13 protein-coding genes are annotated in these 15,913 nt (G+C 73.6%); 7 read left to right on the top strand and 6 right to left on the bottom strand.

Annotation, left to right across the window (positions count from 1 at the left end):
- Positions 1-197: 197 nt before the first annotated feature.
- The gene (locus ACXN5W_RS24710; RefSeq protein ID WP_473160757.1) at positions 198-1,508 is read left to right on the top strand and encodes an HNH endonuclease signature motif containing protein; all 1,311 of its coding nucleotides are present in this window, start codon (positions 198-200) and stop codon (positions 1,506-1,508) included.
- A gap of 156 nt (positions 1,509-1,664) precedes the next feature.
- Here the strand turns inward: ACXN5W_RS24710 and ACXN5W_RS24705 are convergent, their stop codons facing one another.
- The 4 genes from ACXN5W_RS24705 to ACXN5W_RS24690 all read right to left on the bottom strand — a co-directional run bounded on the left by ACXN5W_RS24705 (position 1,665) and on the right by ACXN5W_RS24690 (position 7,293).
- The gene (locus ACXN5W_RS24705; protein ID WP_473160756.1) at positions 1,665-2,147 is read right to left on the bottom strand and encodes a glutathione peroxidase; all 483 of its coding nucleotides are present in this window, start codon (positions 2,145-2,147) and stop codon (positions 1,665-1,667) included.
- Positions 2,148-2,366: 219 nt separating this feature from the next.
- Positions 2,367-4,352 (bottom strand): GTP-binding protein, encoded by a 1,986-nt coding sequence (locus ACXN5W_RS24700; protein ID WP_473160755.1) that lies wholly within the window; start codon positions 4,350-4,352, stop codon positions 2,367-2,369.
- 211 nt (positions 4,353-4,563) lie between these two features.
- Positions 4,564-5,856: a low temperature requirement protein A gene (locus ACXN5W_RS24695; RefSeq protein ID WP_473160754.1), complete on the bottom strand. Its 1,293-nt coding sequence runs from the start codon at positions 5,854-5,856 to the stop codon at positions 4,564-4,566.
- A gap of 96 nt (positions 5,857-5,952) precedes the next feature.
- The gene (locus ACXN5W_RS24690) at positions 5,953-7,293 is read right to left on the bottom strand and encodes an IPT/TIG domain-containing protein (protein WP_473160753.1); all 1,341 of its coding nucleotides are present in this window, start codon (positions 7,291-7,293) and stop codon (positions 5,953-5,955) included.
- Between the two features lie 320 nt (positions 7,294-7,613).
- Between ACXN5W_RS24690 and ACXN5W_RS24685 the strand changes: the two genes are divergently transcribed.
- The 4 genes from ACXN5W_RS24685 to smpB all read left to right on the top strand — a co-directional run bounded on the left by ACXN5W_RS24685 (position 7,614) and on the right by smpB (position 10,593).
- The gene (locus tag ACXN5W_RS24685; protein ID WP_473160752.1) at positions 7,614-7,778 is read left to right on the top strand and encodes a hypothetical protein; all 165 of its coding nucleotides are present in this window, start codon (positions 7,614-7,616) and stop codon (positions 7,776-7,778) included.
- A 1-nt stretch (position 7,779) separates the two neighbouring features.
- Positions 7,780-8,481 carry a peptidoglycan-binding domain-containing protein gene (locus ACXN5W_RS24680; RefSeq protein ID WP_473160751.1) on the top strand — a complete coding sequence of 234 codons (702 nt, stop codon included), beginning with the start codon at positions 7,780-7,782 and terminating at the stop codon, positions 8,479-8,481.
- Between the two features lie 156 nt (positions 8,482-8,637).
- Positions 8,638-9,909 (top strand): bifunctional glycosyltransferase family 2/GtrA family protein, encoded by a 1,272-nt coding sequence (locus tag ACXN5W_RS24675; RefSeq protein ID WP_473160750.1) that lies wholly within the window; start codon positions 8,638-8,640, stop codon positions 9,907-9,909.
- Positions 9,910-10,107: 198 nt separating this feature from the next.
- On the top strand, positions 10,108-10,593 hold the full coding sequence (gene smpB, locus ACXN5W_RS24670; protein ID WP_473160749.1) for an SsrA-binding protein SmpB: 486 nt from the start codon (positions 10,108-10,110) through the stop codon (positions 10,591-10,593).
- Here smpB and ACXN5W_RS24665 read toward each other — a convergent pair.
- Together ACXN5W_RS24665 and ACXN5W_RS24660 are read right to left on the bottom strand one after the other, a co-directional pair.
- Positions 10,568-13,498, bottom strand: coding sequence for a class III lanthionine synthetase LanKC N-terminal domain-containing protein (locus tag ACXN5W_RS24665; protein ID WP_473160748.1), 2,931 nt, complete (start codon positions 13,496-13,498; stop codon positions 10,568-10,570). The genes smpB and ACXN5W_RS24665 overlap by 26 nt on opposite strands.
- Positions 13,499-13,529: 31 nt before the next feature.
- Positions 13,530-13,697, bottom strand: a complete 168-nt coding sequence (locus ACXN5W_RS24660) for a hypothetical protein (protein ID WP_473160747.1) — start codon at positions 13,695-13,697, stop codon at positions 13,530-13,532.
- A 311-nt stretch (positions 13,698-14,008) separates the two neighbouring features.
- Here ACXN5W_RS24660 and ACXN5W_RS24655 point away from each other — a divergent pair, with 311 nt between their 5' ends.
- Together ACXN5W_RS24655 and ACXN5W_RS24650 are read left to right on the top strand one after the other, a co-directional pair.
- Positions 14,009-15,181, top strand: a complete 1,173-nt coding sequence (locus tag ACXN5W_RS24655; protein ID WP_473160746.1) for an alanine--tRNA ligase-related protein — start codon at positions 14,009-14,011, stop codon at positions 15,179-15,181.
- A gap of 43 nt (positions 15,182-15,224) precedes the next feature.
- Positions 15,225-15,776, top strand: a complete 552-nt coding sequence (locus ACXN5W_RS24650; RefSeq protein WP_473160745.1) for a MauE/DoxX family redox-associated membrane protein — start codon at positions 15,225-15,227, stop codon at positions 15,774-15,776.
- Positions 15,777-15,913: the final 137 nt, after the last annotated feature.

Raw genomic sequence — 15,913 nt, 5'->3', positions numbered from 1 at the left:
CGGACGACCGGCGGGCGGCCGGGGAGGGCGGCCGACCCAGGGACGGCCGAGGGCGAACGTCCGTCCTGGCCGGACGACCGGCGGGCGGTGGCCGGCGGGCGGTGGCGTTTCGCCCGGATCGGCACCATCTGGCGCCACTGCCTCCTGGCGGGGGCGGTAGGGCGGAATGGTCGTAGGGGCATGCGAATGTGTGTGGCGTGACGGGGACGTTCCAGAGGGTAGCCGTGGCGGCGCGGGCGTGCGCGCAGGTGCCGGTGTGGTCGCTGCCCGGGCCGGAGCTGATGGGCGCGCTGGACGAGGTGGTGGCGGCCGAGCGACGACTCGCGGCGGCCCGACTCGCGCTGGTCCGGGAGCTCGACGGTCGGGGTCTGGGCCGGGCCGCCGGGGCCGCCTCAACGGCGGCGTGGTTGCGTGACCGGTTACGGATCTCGGCTGCCGAGGCACGGCGGATGGTCACCGACGCCGCCTGGCTGGCGGCGGATCCGACCGGCCCCATCGCCGGGACGACGCCCAACGGGGCCGAGGGTGGTGACCGGGCGGCCGGGGCGGAGTTGCGGGAGGCCGTCGCGGCCGGCTCGGTGAGCCTGGACCAGGCCCGGATCATCGCCACCGCCGTTGACGGCGTCCGTCGGGAGGCCGGGCTCGAAGTCGCGGACAAGGCCCTGGCCATTCTGCTCGCCGACGCCCGCGACCTGGAACCGCGGGCACTGCGGAGCTGCGCCGATCGGATCCTCCAGCACGTAGCGCCCGAACTGGCCGAGGAGGCCGACCGGCGGGCCCTCCGGCGGGCGGACCGGCGGGCGGAGCTACGCCGCGAGTTGACCCTGTCGACCACCACCGAGGGCTGGCTCCGGCTCAGGGGCGTGCTGGACGCCGAAACCGGGGCCCTGCTGTACGCTGCCCTCGATCCGCTGACCCGGCCCATCGGCCCCGGGGACGACCGCGGTCCGGGCCAGCGCCGGCACGACGCCCTGGCCGAGGTGCTCCGCCTGGCCCTGCGGACCGGCGAACTGCCCGACAACGGAGGTGACCCCACTCAGTTGGTGGTCACCACCGCGTACGACGCGCTGACCGCCCGGCTGGGCACCGGCGCCCTGGACACCGGCCTGCGCTTCGGCACCGACACCGTGCGCCGGCTCGCCTGCGACGCCGCGCTCCTGCCGGCCGTCCTCGGCGGCCAGGGGCAGGTGCTCGATGTCGGCCGACAGCGCCGGCTGTTCACCGGACCCTTGCGCCGCGCTCTGGTGCTGCGCGACCGCGGCTGCGCCTTCCCGGGCTGCGATCGTCCGCCGCGTTGGTGCGACGGGCACCACATCCGACCCTGGACGGACGGCGGGGAGACCGCCCTGCACAACGCGGTCCTGCTGTGCCGATACCATCACGGCGTCATCCACCGGGGCGACTGGCGGGTCGCACTGGCCCTCGACGGTCGACCCGAGTTCGTTCCGCCCGGGTGGATCGACCCCGAGCGAAGGCCACAACGCAACCGGTACCACCTGCGATGCTGAGCCGACGCGCCCGTCAACCTCCACCTTCGACCGAAACACGGCTCCGCCGCGATGCGGGGGGACGATCAAAAGGTAACCGGGTGTGCCCGGAGCGCGGTCGAATACGGGCGACCGAACCGACGGCTGGCGGCCGGTAACGTCCGGGGCCAGGACCGATCAGCCGGCCAGGGCCCTGTCGAGCGCGCCGACGATCTCGGGCGACTCGGGCTCCACCTGTGGTCCGAACCGCGCCACCGGCGTGCCGGCGGCGTCGACGAGGAACTTCTCGAAGTTCCACCGGATGTCGCCGGTGTAGCCCTCGGCGTCGGGCGTGTCCACCAGCGCGGCGTACAACGGGTGCCGGCCGGCCCCGTTCACCTCGATCTTCTCGGTGAGCGGGAAGGTCACCCCGTACGTGGTGGAGCAGAACTCGGCGATCTCCTCGGAGCTGCCCGGCTCCTGGCCGCCGAACTGGTTGCACGGCACGCCGAGGACGGTCAACCCGGGATAACGCTCGGCAAGCCGCTCCAGGCCGGCGTACTGCGGGGTGAGGCCGCACTTCGAGGCGACGTTGACGACGAGGGTCGGCCGGCCCCGGTGCCGGGCCAGCTCGTCCGGCTCGCCGGCCAGGGACGCGATTCCGATCTCGTACACGGACATGCTGGCCAGCCTAGACGGCGGTCACGGCACCCCGCCGGACCGGGGCCACGAACCGCCGACCGCCCCGGAATCAACACCATTCGCCCCCGAAACCGACACCGTCCAGGTCAGATCCGACGCCGCCCGGTACGAACCCGTCGCCCGCCCCGGACCGGATCGGGCGGCGCCGGGCCAGGCGGCGTCGCTCCCGCACCAAGCCCGACACCTGAGCGCCGCCGGTCAGCACCGCCGGACGACGTGCAGCAGGTACTCCCGGCGGTCCAGTGGGTTGTGGTCCGACCGTGGCCGGGTCGGCGCCGGGCCGGACACCCGCCGGTAGTGGTCGAAGGCGTACTCCAGCAGTCCCTCGCCCCGGGTCAGCGCCGGCAGCCGCCGTTCCAGGCCGGACACCCGGGCCGCCGGGATGAGCCCGCCGACCACGTACGACCGGCCGCGTGGCTCGGAGCTACGGGGTACCGCCGAGTACCGGGCCAGCACCGGCAGGACCGTTCCGAGCAGGTCGGCCGGCACCTCCAGGTGGAACCGGTGCATCGGTTCGCAGACATGGGTGCCGGCCCGCCGCAGCGCGGCCATCAGCACCAGCGGGGTCAGGTTGCGGAAGTCGCCGGCCGTACTGGACATGCTCTTGTCGAAGGTGCCGTGCGCGTGGCTCTGCCGGGCCCAGTAGCCGGACTGGGTGAGCGTCACCCGGCAGTCGGTCACCCGCCACCCGGACAGCCCCTGCGCCAGGGCCTCCCGCACGGCCTCCTCGATCGCCCGCAGGAACGCCAGCGGCAGCGAACCCAACTCGATCTCCCGGCGGAACGTGACCCCGCTGTCCACCGGCGCCGGCTCGACCCGCAGCCCCACGGTGGCGAGGAACGGGTTGGGCTCGGTGCCGATCACCTCCAGCGCCGTTCCCGTACCGATCGGACGCTCCACGCAGATGGTGGTCGAGTCGTGGAACGTGACCGGCACGCCGTACTCGGTCGCCAGGGTGGCCCCGATGACCTCCTTCTGCACCTCGCCGTAGAGCGAGACGGACGTCTCGCCCCGCCGGTCGTCCTGGCGCAGGTTGATCAGCGGATCCTGCTCGGCGAGCTGGGTGAGAGCGGTGTGCAGCGATCCCCGGTCCGCCGGATCGCACGGCACCACCACGGTCTCCAGGGTGGGCGGTGCGAAATGCTGCCCGGCGCCGGGTGGTGGCGTACCGACCGGGTCACCGATCCGGATCCCGCCGAGCCCCCACACCCGGCCGATCCGGCCGGCAGGAAGGGACTCGGACCGGCCCGCCGTGCCCGCCTCGAAAACCTCGATGGCGGTCACCCGGTCGGGCCGGGCGCCCCGGGCGGAGACCCGGTCGCGCACCCGCAGCGTGCCGGCGAAGATCCGCACGTACGCGATCCGCTCCCCGGCGGGGCCTCGCTCCACCTTGAACACGGTGCCGGACAGCGGGGCGGCGGCGGGACCGGTCGCGGCCGGCAGCAGCTCCGGGATGCCGGCGAGCAGGGCGTCGACGCCGGCCCCGGTGATCGCCGAGCCGAAGAACACCGGGTACGCGAGCCCGGCTCGGCTCTGGCTGGCCAGCTCGGTCCGTAACCGGTCGTACGTCACCGCGGCCGGGTCGGCGACGTACGCGGACAGCAGCGCGTCGTCGTGGTCGGCGAGCACGTTCACCCAGCGGTCGGGACACTCCGGGTCGGTCGCCGCGTACGGCCGGTACCTGGCGGTTGGCCGGCCGATCCCGGTGACCGTGCCCAGCGGGACGATCGCCGGGGTGAGCTGGTCGGCGATCGTGGCCAGCAGGTCGCCGTACCGGGCGCCGGAACGGTCGATCTTGTTGACGAACAGCAGGGTGGGGATGCCGAGCCGGCGCAGCGTACGCATCAGCACCCGGGTCTGTGCCTGGACGCCCTCCACCGCGGAGACCACCAGGACGGCGCCGTCGAGGACGCCCAGCGCCCGTTCGACCTCGGCGATGAAGTCGGGGTGGCCCGGCGTGTCGATGAGGTTGACCGTCACACCGCCGACCGTGAACGCGACGACAGCCGATCGGATGGTGATGCCGCGCTGCCGCTCCAGCGCGAGGGTGTCGGTCCGGGTGCTGCCCTGGTCGACACTGCCGATCTCGTCGATGACGCCGGCGGCGTGCAGCAGCCGCTCGGTCAGGCTGGTCTTACCGGCGTCGACGTGCGCCAGGATTCCGATGTTGAGAGTACGTACCACGCGTTCGGTCCTCCGGGTAGCTGGCCAGTCCCTTCTGGTTGGACACGAACGCTGCTCGCATGTCGGTACGGCTCCTTCTGCTCGGTGTCTGGGTTCTTCTGGTCGGTGCCTGGGTCCTCTGGTCGGTGCCTGGGCCCGTGCCGGAGTACACCAGTGTGACGGCGGGCGGACAACCGAATAACGGCGGGACCGAGCCGCCAGGGCAGCCGCGCTACCGGTACGGTTCGCGCCGCCACTGCGTTTCGCGGGCCTCGTGGGCGGCCCGTTCGCGGCGGACCGCGGCCCGCAGGGCCTGCCGGGACTCCCGCAGGATGACCCGTTCGCTGGCCAGCAGCGCCATGCAGATCGTGGACAGCGCGGTCACGGCCACGATGGCCGGCAGGTGGATCACGCCGGGGATCAGGCCGAGCAGGATCACGATGGCGGCCGGCCGGGTCCAGACCAGCGTGCCGAGGGCACGCCACTGGAATCCGACGAGCCCGAGCAGGTAGAGGGCCACCCCGCAGTAGGCCAGCAGGATGCCCGGACCGGGCTGCGGCGCGGCGAGGTCCACGCCGACCGTCCCGAGGTGGTGCAGCACGGCCTCGCCGCCGAGGGCCACCGCGATCAGCCCCGCGATCATGGGAAGGTGCAGGTACATGTAGGCGTCCCGGGCGAGCGCCACCCGGGCCTGGCCGTGGGTGCCGTGCATCGTCTGGAGCGCGGCGGGGCCGACCAGGTCGAAGTAGGCCAGCCAGAGCGGGGCGATCACGGTGATGCCCATCAGCGAGATGAGGATCGTGACCCACGTGACGGCCTGGCCCCGGAGATCACCGCCGATGCCGACCGCGATGATGGCCTCGCCGAACGCGACGATGACGATCAACTCGTACCGCTCGACCCAGTGGCCCGCCGAGGCCACCGCCCAGCCCCACAGCCCGACCCGCAGGCCCGCGCCGTACTCGACGGCCACGGCCAACGCCCAGAGGGCGAGCCGGGGGGTGCCGTCAAAGTGCTCCCTGGGCAGGACGGCGGCCAGGACGAGCAGCGCGGACGCCACCCACATCGACACCGTGACCCGGCGCAGCTGCCGCCGCAGCGGTCCGTCCCCCCGGGCGGCGTACCAGTGCAGTGCCAGGTGCATCGCCCGGACGGTGAAGTAGCCGCCGGCGAAGACCAGCGGGCCGGGCAACCCGCCCGGCCGGATCTCGAACGCCTGCGGGATGACCAGGGCGATCACGAACACCACCGTCATCGCGGCGAACATCACCGCCGGGGCGATGCCCTCGCCCAGCCGGATCCGGTTCGCCACGATCATGTGGGCGCACCAGGCCCACCAGAGCAGCGCGAGGACCAGGAACCCCTGCAGCATCCCGACGGCGGTCAGGTGACCCGCGGCGGCACGCGTGATCGTGAAGAACGCGAAGACGAAGACCAGGTCGAAGAACAGTTCCAGCCGGTCGACCCGGACGCCCGGCGCCACCGCCTGGACCAGGGGGTCCCGCGCTGATCGTCGACGCCACATTCCGCATGTGTAGCAGGATCGGTCATCGGCCGCCTACGCAACGTGTTGATCGGTCGGAACGCGAGCCCGGATCCGGCGGCCGGACTCCGGGACCGGCTATCCGCCGGTCGAGGCCGGGTCCGGAGATCCGCCGGTCGAGGCCGGGTCCGGAGATCCGCCGGTCGGAGCCGGATCCGGGAGGTGGACCTCGATCCGCACGAGCGGGCTGCTGGTCCCCCGGTCGTCCCGGACCGTGAGGGCGGCGAGGTTGCCCCGGGTGGTCTGCCGCCAGCCGAGCCGCTCCAGCGTGGCGCGGTCGGTCTCGGTGGGCAGCAGGGCGGTGACCGAGGTACGCGACCACGACGTCTCGTCGGTCGGCAGCGGCCGACCGTCGAGGAGTACCTGGTTGAAGGCGCTGTTCACGGGCCGACCCTCGGCGAGGAACCCGTCACCGTTGATCACGATCCGGCGGTCCTCGCCCACCATCACCCGCAGCGGGGTGACCGAGGTGATCACCGGGGCGAGTCCCGTCTCCAACTGCTTCTTCGCCAGGTACGCGGCGGTGGACACCCCGGACAGGGCGAGCAGGGTGGACGGGATCTCCGGCAGCCCGTGGCCCGGGTCCACCGCGCTGGTGGTGGCGAAGCTGACCAGGAAGTAGAGCAGGGCGACGGCGTTGAACCCGAAGTACTGGAAGTCCAACAGGTCCGTCTCGCCGGCGTCGTCGCTCACCGTCTCCGCGAGCGCCCGCGCAACGCCCGGCCGACCGGTCGGCGGCGGCTTGAGCACCTGCTGACCGACCACCTTGCCCGAGGTGATGCCCTTCGCCGCGACCGCGCCGGCCACCGGCAGGCCGAGCAACGCCACGTACTCCGGCCGGAAACCGGCGCTGAGGAAGTCCGCGAAGGCGTCACCGTACCGGCCACCATCGGCCGGACCGAACAGCGACCGCCCGAGCACCACCATGTACAACAGCACGAACAGCACCGCGTACGTCCAGAGCACCGCCTGGAGTTTGCTGGTGGAGGCCCGCCCGTCGGCGCCCACGATCAGGGCCTTGAGTCCGGCCCGGCGGACCCGGACCACCGCGGCGGTGTGTTCGGCCGCGGCGCTGACCGCGACCCGGCCGGCGGCGACCACGTCCGGGGTGAGCGGGTCGCGGCCGTCGGCGCGGGCCCGGCGGGCCACCTCGGCGGCGTGTGCCCGGGCCGCCTCCGCCCGCGCGCCCGCGACCTGGGCCGTCCGCTCGACCGGTTCGGCGTCCTGGCGCCGGACCAGCAGGTCGAGCAGCAGGGTGACGCTGAGCAGCACCCACATCGCGAACAGTGCGGACCAGCCCGGGGTGAAGACGAAGCCCCGCCCGTTGGCGGCCAGCACCACCCAGCCCAGCGTGCCGCCGGACGCCAACCACAGCACCAGTCCGATCCCGTGCCACAGCCGGGTCGTCATCCGCCCCATGCCCACCCCTTCGCCGGCCGAGTTGCCACCCTGCCGAAGCCGACAGCGGGGGTCCACCGAACCGTCCAAAAGCCGACACTCTGGGCTGACTGACCGGTCAACCCGGCCTCCTGACGGGCACCGGGCGGCGGACGGCGGTCCGATGTCGCCTACCCGGCTGCGACACACCGCCGCCGGAGCCACGCTGTGAACCGCACCGGCGTCCGGATCGACCCTGGCCAACCGCCCACGGTCGGGGCGGATGGCGGCGGGCCGGTCCGTCCCGGACCGGCCCGGAACGCCACCAGCGGCGACGGCCGCACCCGGGGAGATGAGGCCTCATGCCCGGCGACGACGAGCAACGGTACGACCTGTACGACGGCACGGACGTCGACGTCGGGGAGGAGGCGCCCGAGGGTGACGACTACCAACCCGACGAACTGGCCGCGCTCCGGGCCGCCCAGCGGGATCCCGAGGCACCCGGACCGGACGCCGAGGCGAGCTGAGATGACGAAGCTGCTGCAGATCGGCATCATCTACCCGAACGAGACCCACTCCGGGATCGGGCACGTGGCCTGCACGCTGGGCGGGGTGAACTACGAGAGCCGGGGCGGCCGGGGTTGCCTGCGGGGCTCGGCGGCCCGCGGCGCCGCCCATCCGCTGTTCCGGCACCACTTCCACCGGGCGCTCGGCGATGCCCAGGCGGACGCCGCACGGCGGTGGGCCGACCGGTGCGTCGGGCTGACCTACCGGTGGGCGATGGTGCCGGTGCCCAGCCCGCCGCCCCGGCACGGCGGGGACTGCTCGGGCCTGGTTTCCGGAATCCTCTGTGCCGCCGAGGGCCGCCCGCCGGTCCGCCGCTTCTCGACCGGCACCTGGAAGGCGCTCTTCCCGAAACTCGGCTTCGTCGAGGGGCTTGGTTCGGGGGCCACGGGTGCCGCCCCGATCGGCGTGGCGGACCGGCCGTACCCGGGGATGCCGATCGGACCGGGCAGTCCGAAACGCGATCACGTGCGGTGGATCCAGGCCCGGTTGAACTTCGCGGCCGGCAACCGGCATGCCGTGCTCGGCGGCCGGGCGCTCGCCGTGGACGGCGAGTTCGGACCGAGGACGAAGCGGGTGGTCGTCGCGTTCCAGAAGCACCACGGACTGCAGGGGCTCGGCATGTGCGGTCCCCGGACCTGGCCGCTGCTCAACGCGATCCGCTGACCCGGCGGGCCAGCACCGATCCGGCCAGCCAGCACCGATCCGGCCGGCCAGCACCGACCCGGCCGGCCACGACCGCCGGTCGGGCCCGCCGGATTCTTAGCTGGTTCTCAGGTGTCACAACGATGACTCTCAGCGGTCCCGCCGAGGCTTTCCGCCATGACCACCGCCTCAACCGCCGCGCAGACCGGAACCGGCACCGTCCCACCGGCCGTCCTGGGACGCACCGGGACCGGCACCGATCTGGTGCTGGACGTGGTGGTACCGGTCCACAACGAGGAGAAGGATCTGGAACCGTGCGTCCGGCGACTGCACGGGTATCTCACCGGGACCTTCCCGTACCGGTTCCGGATCACGATCGCCGACAACGCGAGCGACGACGCCACCCCGACGATCGCCGCCCGGCTCGCCGCCGAACTGCCCGATGTGGTCGCCGTCCGGCTGGCGCAGCGGGGGCGCGGGCGGGCCCTGCACACGGTGTGGTCGGCCTCCGGCGCGGCCGTGCTGGCGTACATGGACGTGGATCTGTCCACCGATCTGGCCGGGCTGCTCCCGCTGGTGGCCCCGTTGATCTCCGGGCACTCGGACCTGGCCATCGGCACCCGGCTGGCCCGGGGTTCCCGGGTGGTCCGCGGGCACAAGCGGGAGTTCATCTCCCGGTGCTACAACCTGATCCTGCGCGGCACCCTGGCCGCCCGGTTCTCCGACGCCCAGTGCGGGTTCAAGGCCATCCGCGCGGACGTCGCGCGGCGGCTGCTGCCGCTGGTCCGGGACCCCGGCTGGTTCTTCGACACCGAGTTGCTGGTGCTGGCCCAGCGCGCCGGCCTGCGCATCCACGAGGTGCCGGTCGACTGGATCGACGACCCGGACAGCCGGGTCGACCTGCTCGGCACCGCGTACGCCGACCTGCGCGGGATCGGTCGCCTGGCCCGAGCCCTGGCGACCGGCGCGCTGCCCCTGGCCGACCTGCGCCGGGATCTGGGTCGGGAGCCGCTGGCCCCCGGCGTACCGGTGGGTCTGGGCCGGCAGCTCGTCCGGTTCGTCGCCGTGGGCGTCACCTCGACCGCCGCGTACCTGCTGCTCTACGCCGCCCTGCGGCTCGGCCTGGCCGCGCAGCCGGCGAACCTGCTGGCGCTGCTGGTCACGGCGGTCGGCAACACCGCGCTGAACCGGCGGCTCACCTTCGGCGTCCGGGGCGCCGGCGGCCTCGCCCGGCACCACGTACAGGGGCTGCTGATCTTCGCGCTCGGCCTGGGACTCACCAGCGGCGCGCTGGCGGCGTTGGCGGCGGGCGCCCGGCCCGGTCCTCCGCCCCGGCTGGTCGAGCTGGCCGTGCTCACCGCCGCCAACCTGGCCGCGACCGTGCTGCGTTTCCTGCTGCTGCGTGGCTGGGTGTTCGCCGGCCCGTCCGCCAAGGACCGGCTGGGGTAGCATCCCGCGCCGGGACCGACGAACGGGACCGACGAACGGGACCGACGAACGGGACCGACGAACGGCGACCGACGAACGGCGACCGACGAACGGCGACCGACGAACGGCGAACGGGACCGACGAACGGCGAACGGGACCGACGAACGGGAGCGACAGCGGCTGGCGATCGGGGCCGGGAGCGGCGTGGAGGAGGTCGGGGTGGCCAGGGACACCGGGCACAAGATCATCGCCTCGAACCGGAAGGCGCGGCACGACTACGCGATCCTCAAGACGTACGAGGCCGGCATCGTGCTGGTCGGAACCGAGGTCAAGTCGCTGCGCGCGGGGTACGTGTCGCTCGCGGACGCCTTCGCCCAGGAGCGGGACGGCGAGATCATGCTCTACGGCCTGCACATCGCCGAGTACGGCTTCGGTAGCTGGACCAACCACCAGCCACGGCGGACCCGCAAGCTGCTGCTGCGCCGGGTGGAGATCGCCCGCATCCTCGACCGACTGCGGGAGCCGGGACTGACCCTCGTGCCGCTGTCGGTCTACTTCGCCAACGGATGGGCCAAGGTCGAGCTGGGCCTCGCCCGTGGCAAGCGGTCGTACGACAAGCGGCAGGCGATCGCCGAGCGGGACGCCCACCGTGAGATCGCCCGGGAGCTGGGCCGGCGGCTCAAGGGCCGGACCCGACCGGCCTGAGTCGCGGGTCGGACGGCACCGGTCCCGGCGGGGAGGTCCGGCTGGAGCCCTCGGGCGGTACCAGCCCCGCCGTGGGTCCCGGACCGGAGCCCGGCCCCACCCACGAACCCCGTGCCGAGCCGACGGGCGGTGCCGAGCCGGCGGGCGGTGCCGAGCCAGCGGGCGGTGCCGAGCCAGCGGGCGGTGCCGAGCCGGCGGGCGGTGCCGAGCCGACGGGCAGCGACCGCAGCCCGGCCCAGTCCGGCAGCGGAAGGCCGGCCGGGCCGGCACGCCGGGCCAGCCGCCGGAAGAAGCCGAGCATCCCGGCGAGGCCGAACGCCCAGGAGGCGGTGGTGTCCTCCGGATCGTCCGCCACGAACAGCGGGTGCCGGGTGGTGCCCCCGGCCCGCAGCAACAGGTGCCGGCCGGCCAGCGCCGCGGCGTCCCACCAGCGGTCGTCGGCGTCGACCTGGGCCAGGTCGATGAGCAGGTTGCCGACCCCGGTCGTGCCGCAGCACTGACCGGGGACGCTGACCCGGGGCAGGAAGCCCACGCAGTCGGCGGCGATCCGCCGCGCCGTCCCGGTCAGCTCCCGGTCGGCCAGGACGCCGCCGGCGTACCGCAGCGTCAGCGCGATGCCGGCCAGCCCCTGGCACCAGGAGACCGCCAGGGCGGACGCCCGCGGGCCCTGGATCCGCGCGGCCAGCGAGGTGGCCCGCCGGGCCAGCACGGCGGCCCGGCCCGCTCCGGCGGCCAGCAGGGCCGAGTCGCCGGTGTGCCGGCCGAGGCAGAGCAACAGTTCGGTGGTACCGGCCAGGCCGTGTGCCCGGCCGGCCGACGGTTCGAGCGCGGCCGGCTCCGGTCGCGCGTCGGTTCCCGCCCGTCCGGTCGGCACCGGCTGCGCCAGGGCCACCCCGGCGCACCGTCGGGCCACGGCCAGGTGTGCCGGGTCGCCGGTCGCGCGGTGCAGCAGCAGATGCCCGAGGCCGACCCCGGCGGCGCCGACGATCAGGTCGGCGCCCTCGGGACTCCAGTCGTCCCCCGGCAGGTACGGGACCGGCTGGTCCGGCCCGGCGTCGAAGCCACGCCGCCGGGCCAGTTCGAGGAAGACGTCGACCCCGGTACGACCGACGAGCAGACCCGGTGGCAGGTCCACCCGGGTCATCGCGCGGACGGTGAACGGCACCAGCGCCCGGAGGCAGTCGGCGACGCCCGGCCGGTCGAGATGCTCCAGCAACTCCAGCCCGATTCCGGCGGAGCCGCTGTAGACGCTGGCGTCGTGGGCGACCGACCGGCTGCCGGACGCCGACATGATCCGGCCGGTCACCTCGATCAGGTTCGACAGCAGCTGGTCGGTGATCTCCGCGGCGAGATCCGGGGTGACGTCCGGCGGGGCGGGCAACGGCCGTCCGGTGCCGCCGGGGGTGGCCGGTGGCGGGACCGGCAGGACCCGACCGGTGAGGCCCGGAACGTCGGGTGCCGGGGCGCCTGCCCGGGGACTCGGCGGTTCGTCGGGCTCGGCGGCGAGCCGGCGCGCGGCCGCCCGCGTCACCTCGTCGTCGCCGCTGAGCAGGTCGGTGATCGTCGCGAACACGCCCGGCGGGGACTCGCCGTAGCGGGACCGGAGGGTCTGCAACGCCCGGCGGCGCGGCAGATCGAGATCGTCGCCGAGGGTCACCGGGGGCAGCCCGTGCGCGGCGAACAGCAGGATCATGCCGAGCGCGTACAGGTCGTCGGTGTCCCGGGGCAGCTCGTGCCGGCGCTGCCGAGCCGGCGCGTACCCGGCGGTACCGCCAGGTACGAAAATTCCGTCGTACGCGGCCAGCCCGAAGTCGATGAGCGTGACCCGGTCGCCGTCGATCACCACGTTGCGCGCGGTGATGTCCCGGGCGACGACGCCCCGCGCGTGCAGGTCCAGCACGGCCCGGGCGAGCCGGCCGGCCAACCGGTCGAGGCTGCGCCCGCCGTGGGCGCCGCCGGGCAGGTAGCAGCCGTCGTGCGCCACATCGTCGGCGAGGTCGCGCGGCCCGGCGTCGGTGGTCACCAGGAACTCGTCGGCGCCGTGCCGGAAATGGTCGAGGAACCGGGGCACCCCGGGTACGCCGGCCAGCGCCTCGAGCACCCGGCGCTCGTTGCGCAGGCGTACCCGGACGTCCCCCGCCTCCTCGTGCTCGTCGACGTGGGCCCGGGCCTGCTTGACCACCACGACGACGCCGGTCCGTTCGTCGATCGCGCGGTAGACGTTGCCCCGCCCCGACTCGTAGATGCCGGTGACCACCCGGTAGTACCCGCCGAGCAGGGTCGCCCGCCGGTCCGGCCGCCGGTCGGGATCGACCGACTCCCCCAACTCACCGGTGAACGGGTCGGTGGCCCAGCGCGGCTGCCGGTACCGCATGGTGGCCAGCGCGCCGAACTCCTCGCCGCCCGGCCCGTGGATCAGGGTGATCAGCCGACCACGCGCGTCCGCGCCCCAGGACGCGGCGAACGGGCCGTACCGGTAGTAGACCGGCGCGGCCGGGTCGACCGCCCGGTCGCTCAGCACCCGGGGTGCCGACTCGCCCCGCAGCAGTCGCGCCAGCCGCAGCCCGAGGTCGCGGACCCGGTCCTGGTCGGGGTAGATGGTGATGGCCTTGCCCACGGCGGCCGGCGAGCTGTATCCGTTGTTGAGCCGGCTCAACACCTCCGGCGAGCGGGCCAGTTTGACCACGCAGCCCTCGGCGAGCAGCACCGGCAGCAGCCGCCGCACCAGTTCCCCGAACGTGGTGGCCCGGGCCGAGACGTGCAGCTTCCAACCGTGGGCGGGCAGGGTGACCGCGGGTTCGGGGGTCAGCATCAGCCAGGTCGCGTCGCGGTGAAGCTGGTAGGACGGCACGCGGTGGTACCGGGCGGCGCGTTCGACAAGTGCCTCGATCTCGGTGCTGTCCACGCCGAACGCTCCTACCCGGGGGCTGCCGCGGCTACTGCGTGGCGGAGTGCGTCGCCAGGTCGACCAGGGTGTGGCTGAAACAGCAGCCGGCGCACCGGGTCCGGTCCTGCTCGGCGTAGAAACCGGCCTCGAACTCGGTGACCGGTTCCACCACCTCGGGGCCCGCGTCGCGGGGTTCCACACTGAGCAGTGCCTCCACGGTGGCTCCTTCCCGGCCGAGGGGCGGCGGCCTGATCCGGATTCGGCCCGACCTCGTACGCTACCCAACCGATAGATCCATCTCAACGATCCGAAAATCCCGGCGACGGGATCGAGGTGGCCGCGCTACCGTTGCCGGCATGGAGGTCGGCACCCGTACCGCGACCGCGCGAGCTGCCAGTTCGCCGGTCGCCGCTGCCTGACCCGAAATCCCACCGGCGGCCGGAAACGGCTCGCCGGTGCGTCGCGACTCCATCTCACGCGCGGACCGCGCGGGCTCTCCGGCTGCCACCGACCCGGAAGGCCACCGACATGGACACCGAACAGACCGTCCGCACATTCCTCGACTTCTTCCGCGAACGCGGTCACCGGCCGGTCACCGGCACCTCACTCATCCCGCCGCCCGGTGACCCGGTGCTGTTCACCACCTCCGGCATGCACCCACTCACGCCGTACCTGCTGGGCCGGCCGCACCCGGGCGGGCGTCGGCTGGTCAACGTGCAGCGCTGCCTGCGGACCACCGACCTCGACGAGGTCGGCGACCACACCCACCTGACGGTGTTCGAGATGCTCGGCTCGTGGTCGCTCGGCGACTACTCCGGGCCACGCAGCCTGCGCTGGGGGTACGAGCTGCTGCGGGACGGCTACGGCATCGACCCGGGTCGGCTGCACGCCACCGTGTTCGGCGGTGACGACCAGGTCGGCCCGGATGACGACTCGCTGTCCACCTGGACGGAACTCGGCGTGCCGGTCGAGCTGACCCGCGAGGAGAACTGGTGGTCCAACGGCCCCACCGGGCCGTGCGGACCCGACTCGGAGCTGTTCGTCTGGACCGGCGACTCGCCGCCGACCGGTCCACCGAGCGGCGATCCCCGCTGGGTGGAGCTGTGGAACCACGTCACCATGCGCTACCGCCGGCACGACGACGGCGGCCTCGAACCCCTTCCCCAGCCGGTCGTCGACACCGGCATGGGACTGGAACGCCTGCTGACCGTCCTACAGGGACAGGATTCGGTGTACGGGTGTGACATCTTCACGCCGTGGCTGACCACGGTCTCCCAGCGGTGGCCGCTCGACGGGCCGGACACCCGCGTCGTCTGCGACCATTTCCGCTCCTGTGTGGTGATGCTCGGCGACGGCGTCCGGCCGGAGAACACGGGCCGTGGCTACGTGCTGCGCCGGCTGCTGCGGCGGGTGCTCACCACACTGTGGCGGGACGATCCGACCCGGAGCCTGGACGACCTTCCGGTGGAGCCGGTCAAGCACACCCTCGGGCACTTCCGGCTGCCGATCGGACCGGGCGAGGTACGCACCGCCCTGCTCGACGAGGAGCGCCGCTTCGAACGGCTGCTCCGGCGTGGCCGGCGGGTGGTTTCCCGGCGGCTGGAACGCGGACCGCTGCGCGAGGAGGACCTGGTGGAGCTGCACGAGACCCACGGGTTGCCCCGTGACCTCGTCCTCGGTCTGCTGGTCGAAACCCGGTGAACACGCCGGACCCGGACCGGCGCCGGACGGCTAGTGTTGGGTGGTGCGCTACACGGAGATCGCCTGTCGCTGCCTGATCGCGCTGGTGTTCGCGGTCTCCGCGGGCAGCAAGTTACGCGGTCGGGCCGCCCGGGACGCCTTCGTCGCCTCGGTTCGTGGCTTCGGGGTGCTGCCGACCCGGTTGGAGCGGCCGGCCGCGCTGGCCGTCATCGCCGGTGAGGTCGCGGTCGTCCCGCTGCTGGCCACCGACCCGTCGGCACCGGTGGGCTTCGTGATCGCCCTGTGTCTGCTGCTCGCCTTCACCGCCGCCATGGTGCTGGTGATCCGGCGCGGCCGGGTGGTGCGGTGCCGTTGCTTCGGGGCGGCCGGAACGCCGGTCGGCCGCCGGCACCTGGTCCGCAATGCTCTGCTGCTGGTGGTGGCGCTGGTCGGCCTGCTGACCGGCCGGGCGTTCCTCGGCGGCGACGACCCGCGGACCCTCGCCGGTTCGCTGATCGCCGCCGTGGGTGGTGCGGTGGCCGGGCTGCTGCTCACCCAGTTCGACGAGATCGTCGACCTGTTCGCCACCCCGACCCGACGGGACCGTTCGGCCTAGCTGGTGGTGGGGGGGGGTCGGGGGAGGACAACCCAACAAACCCACCGCACACCGGGAGGGGTGGCGGTCGATCCCAAGCCCCCACCCACCAAGCAAATTCCCCACACCTAGCAAGAGGGCCACCTGGGGGGTGTCCG

The sequence above is a fragment of the Plantactinospora sp. A48 genome (assembly GCF_055793945.1).
Note: the sequence above shows the minus strand (reverse complement) of the source record. Positions and strands in the feature narration are given on the sequence as shown.

Excerpts from the sequence above, each read along its gene's own strand:
- ACXN5W_RS24705 (WP_473160756.1), bottom strand. The coding sequence starts at position 2,147 with ATGTCCGTGTACGAGATCGGAATCGCGTCCCTGGCCGGCGAGCCGGAC.
- ACXN5W_RS24695 (WP_473160754.1), bottom strand. The coding sequence starts at position 5,856 with ATGTGGCGTCGACGATCAGCGCGGGACCCCCTGGTCCAGGCGGTGGCG.
- ACXN5W_RS24690 (WP_473160753.1), bottom strand. The coding sequence starts at position 7,293 with ATGGGGCGGATGACGACCCGGCTGTGGCACGGGATCGGACTGGTGCTG.
- ACXN5W_RS24685 (WP_473160752.1), top strand. The coding sequence starts at position 7,614 with ATGCCCGGCGACGACGAGCAACGGTACGACCTGTACGACGGCACGGAC.
- ACXN5W_RS24680 (WP_473160751.1), top strand. The coding sequence starts at position 7,780 with ATGACGAAGCTGCTGCAGATCGGCATCATCTACCCGAACGAGACCCAC.
- ACXN5W_RS24675 (WP_473160750.1), top strand. The coding sequence starts at position 8,638 with ATGACCACCGCCTCAACCGCCGCGCAGACCGGAACCGGCACCGTCCCA.
- ACXN5W_RS24655 (WP_473160746.1), top strand. The coding sequence starts at position 14,009 with ATGGACACCGAACAGACCGTCCGCACATTCCTCGACTTCTTCCGCGAA.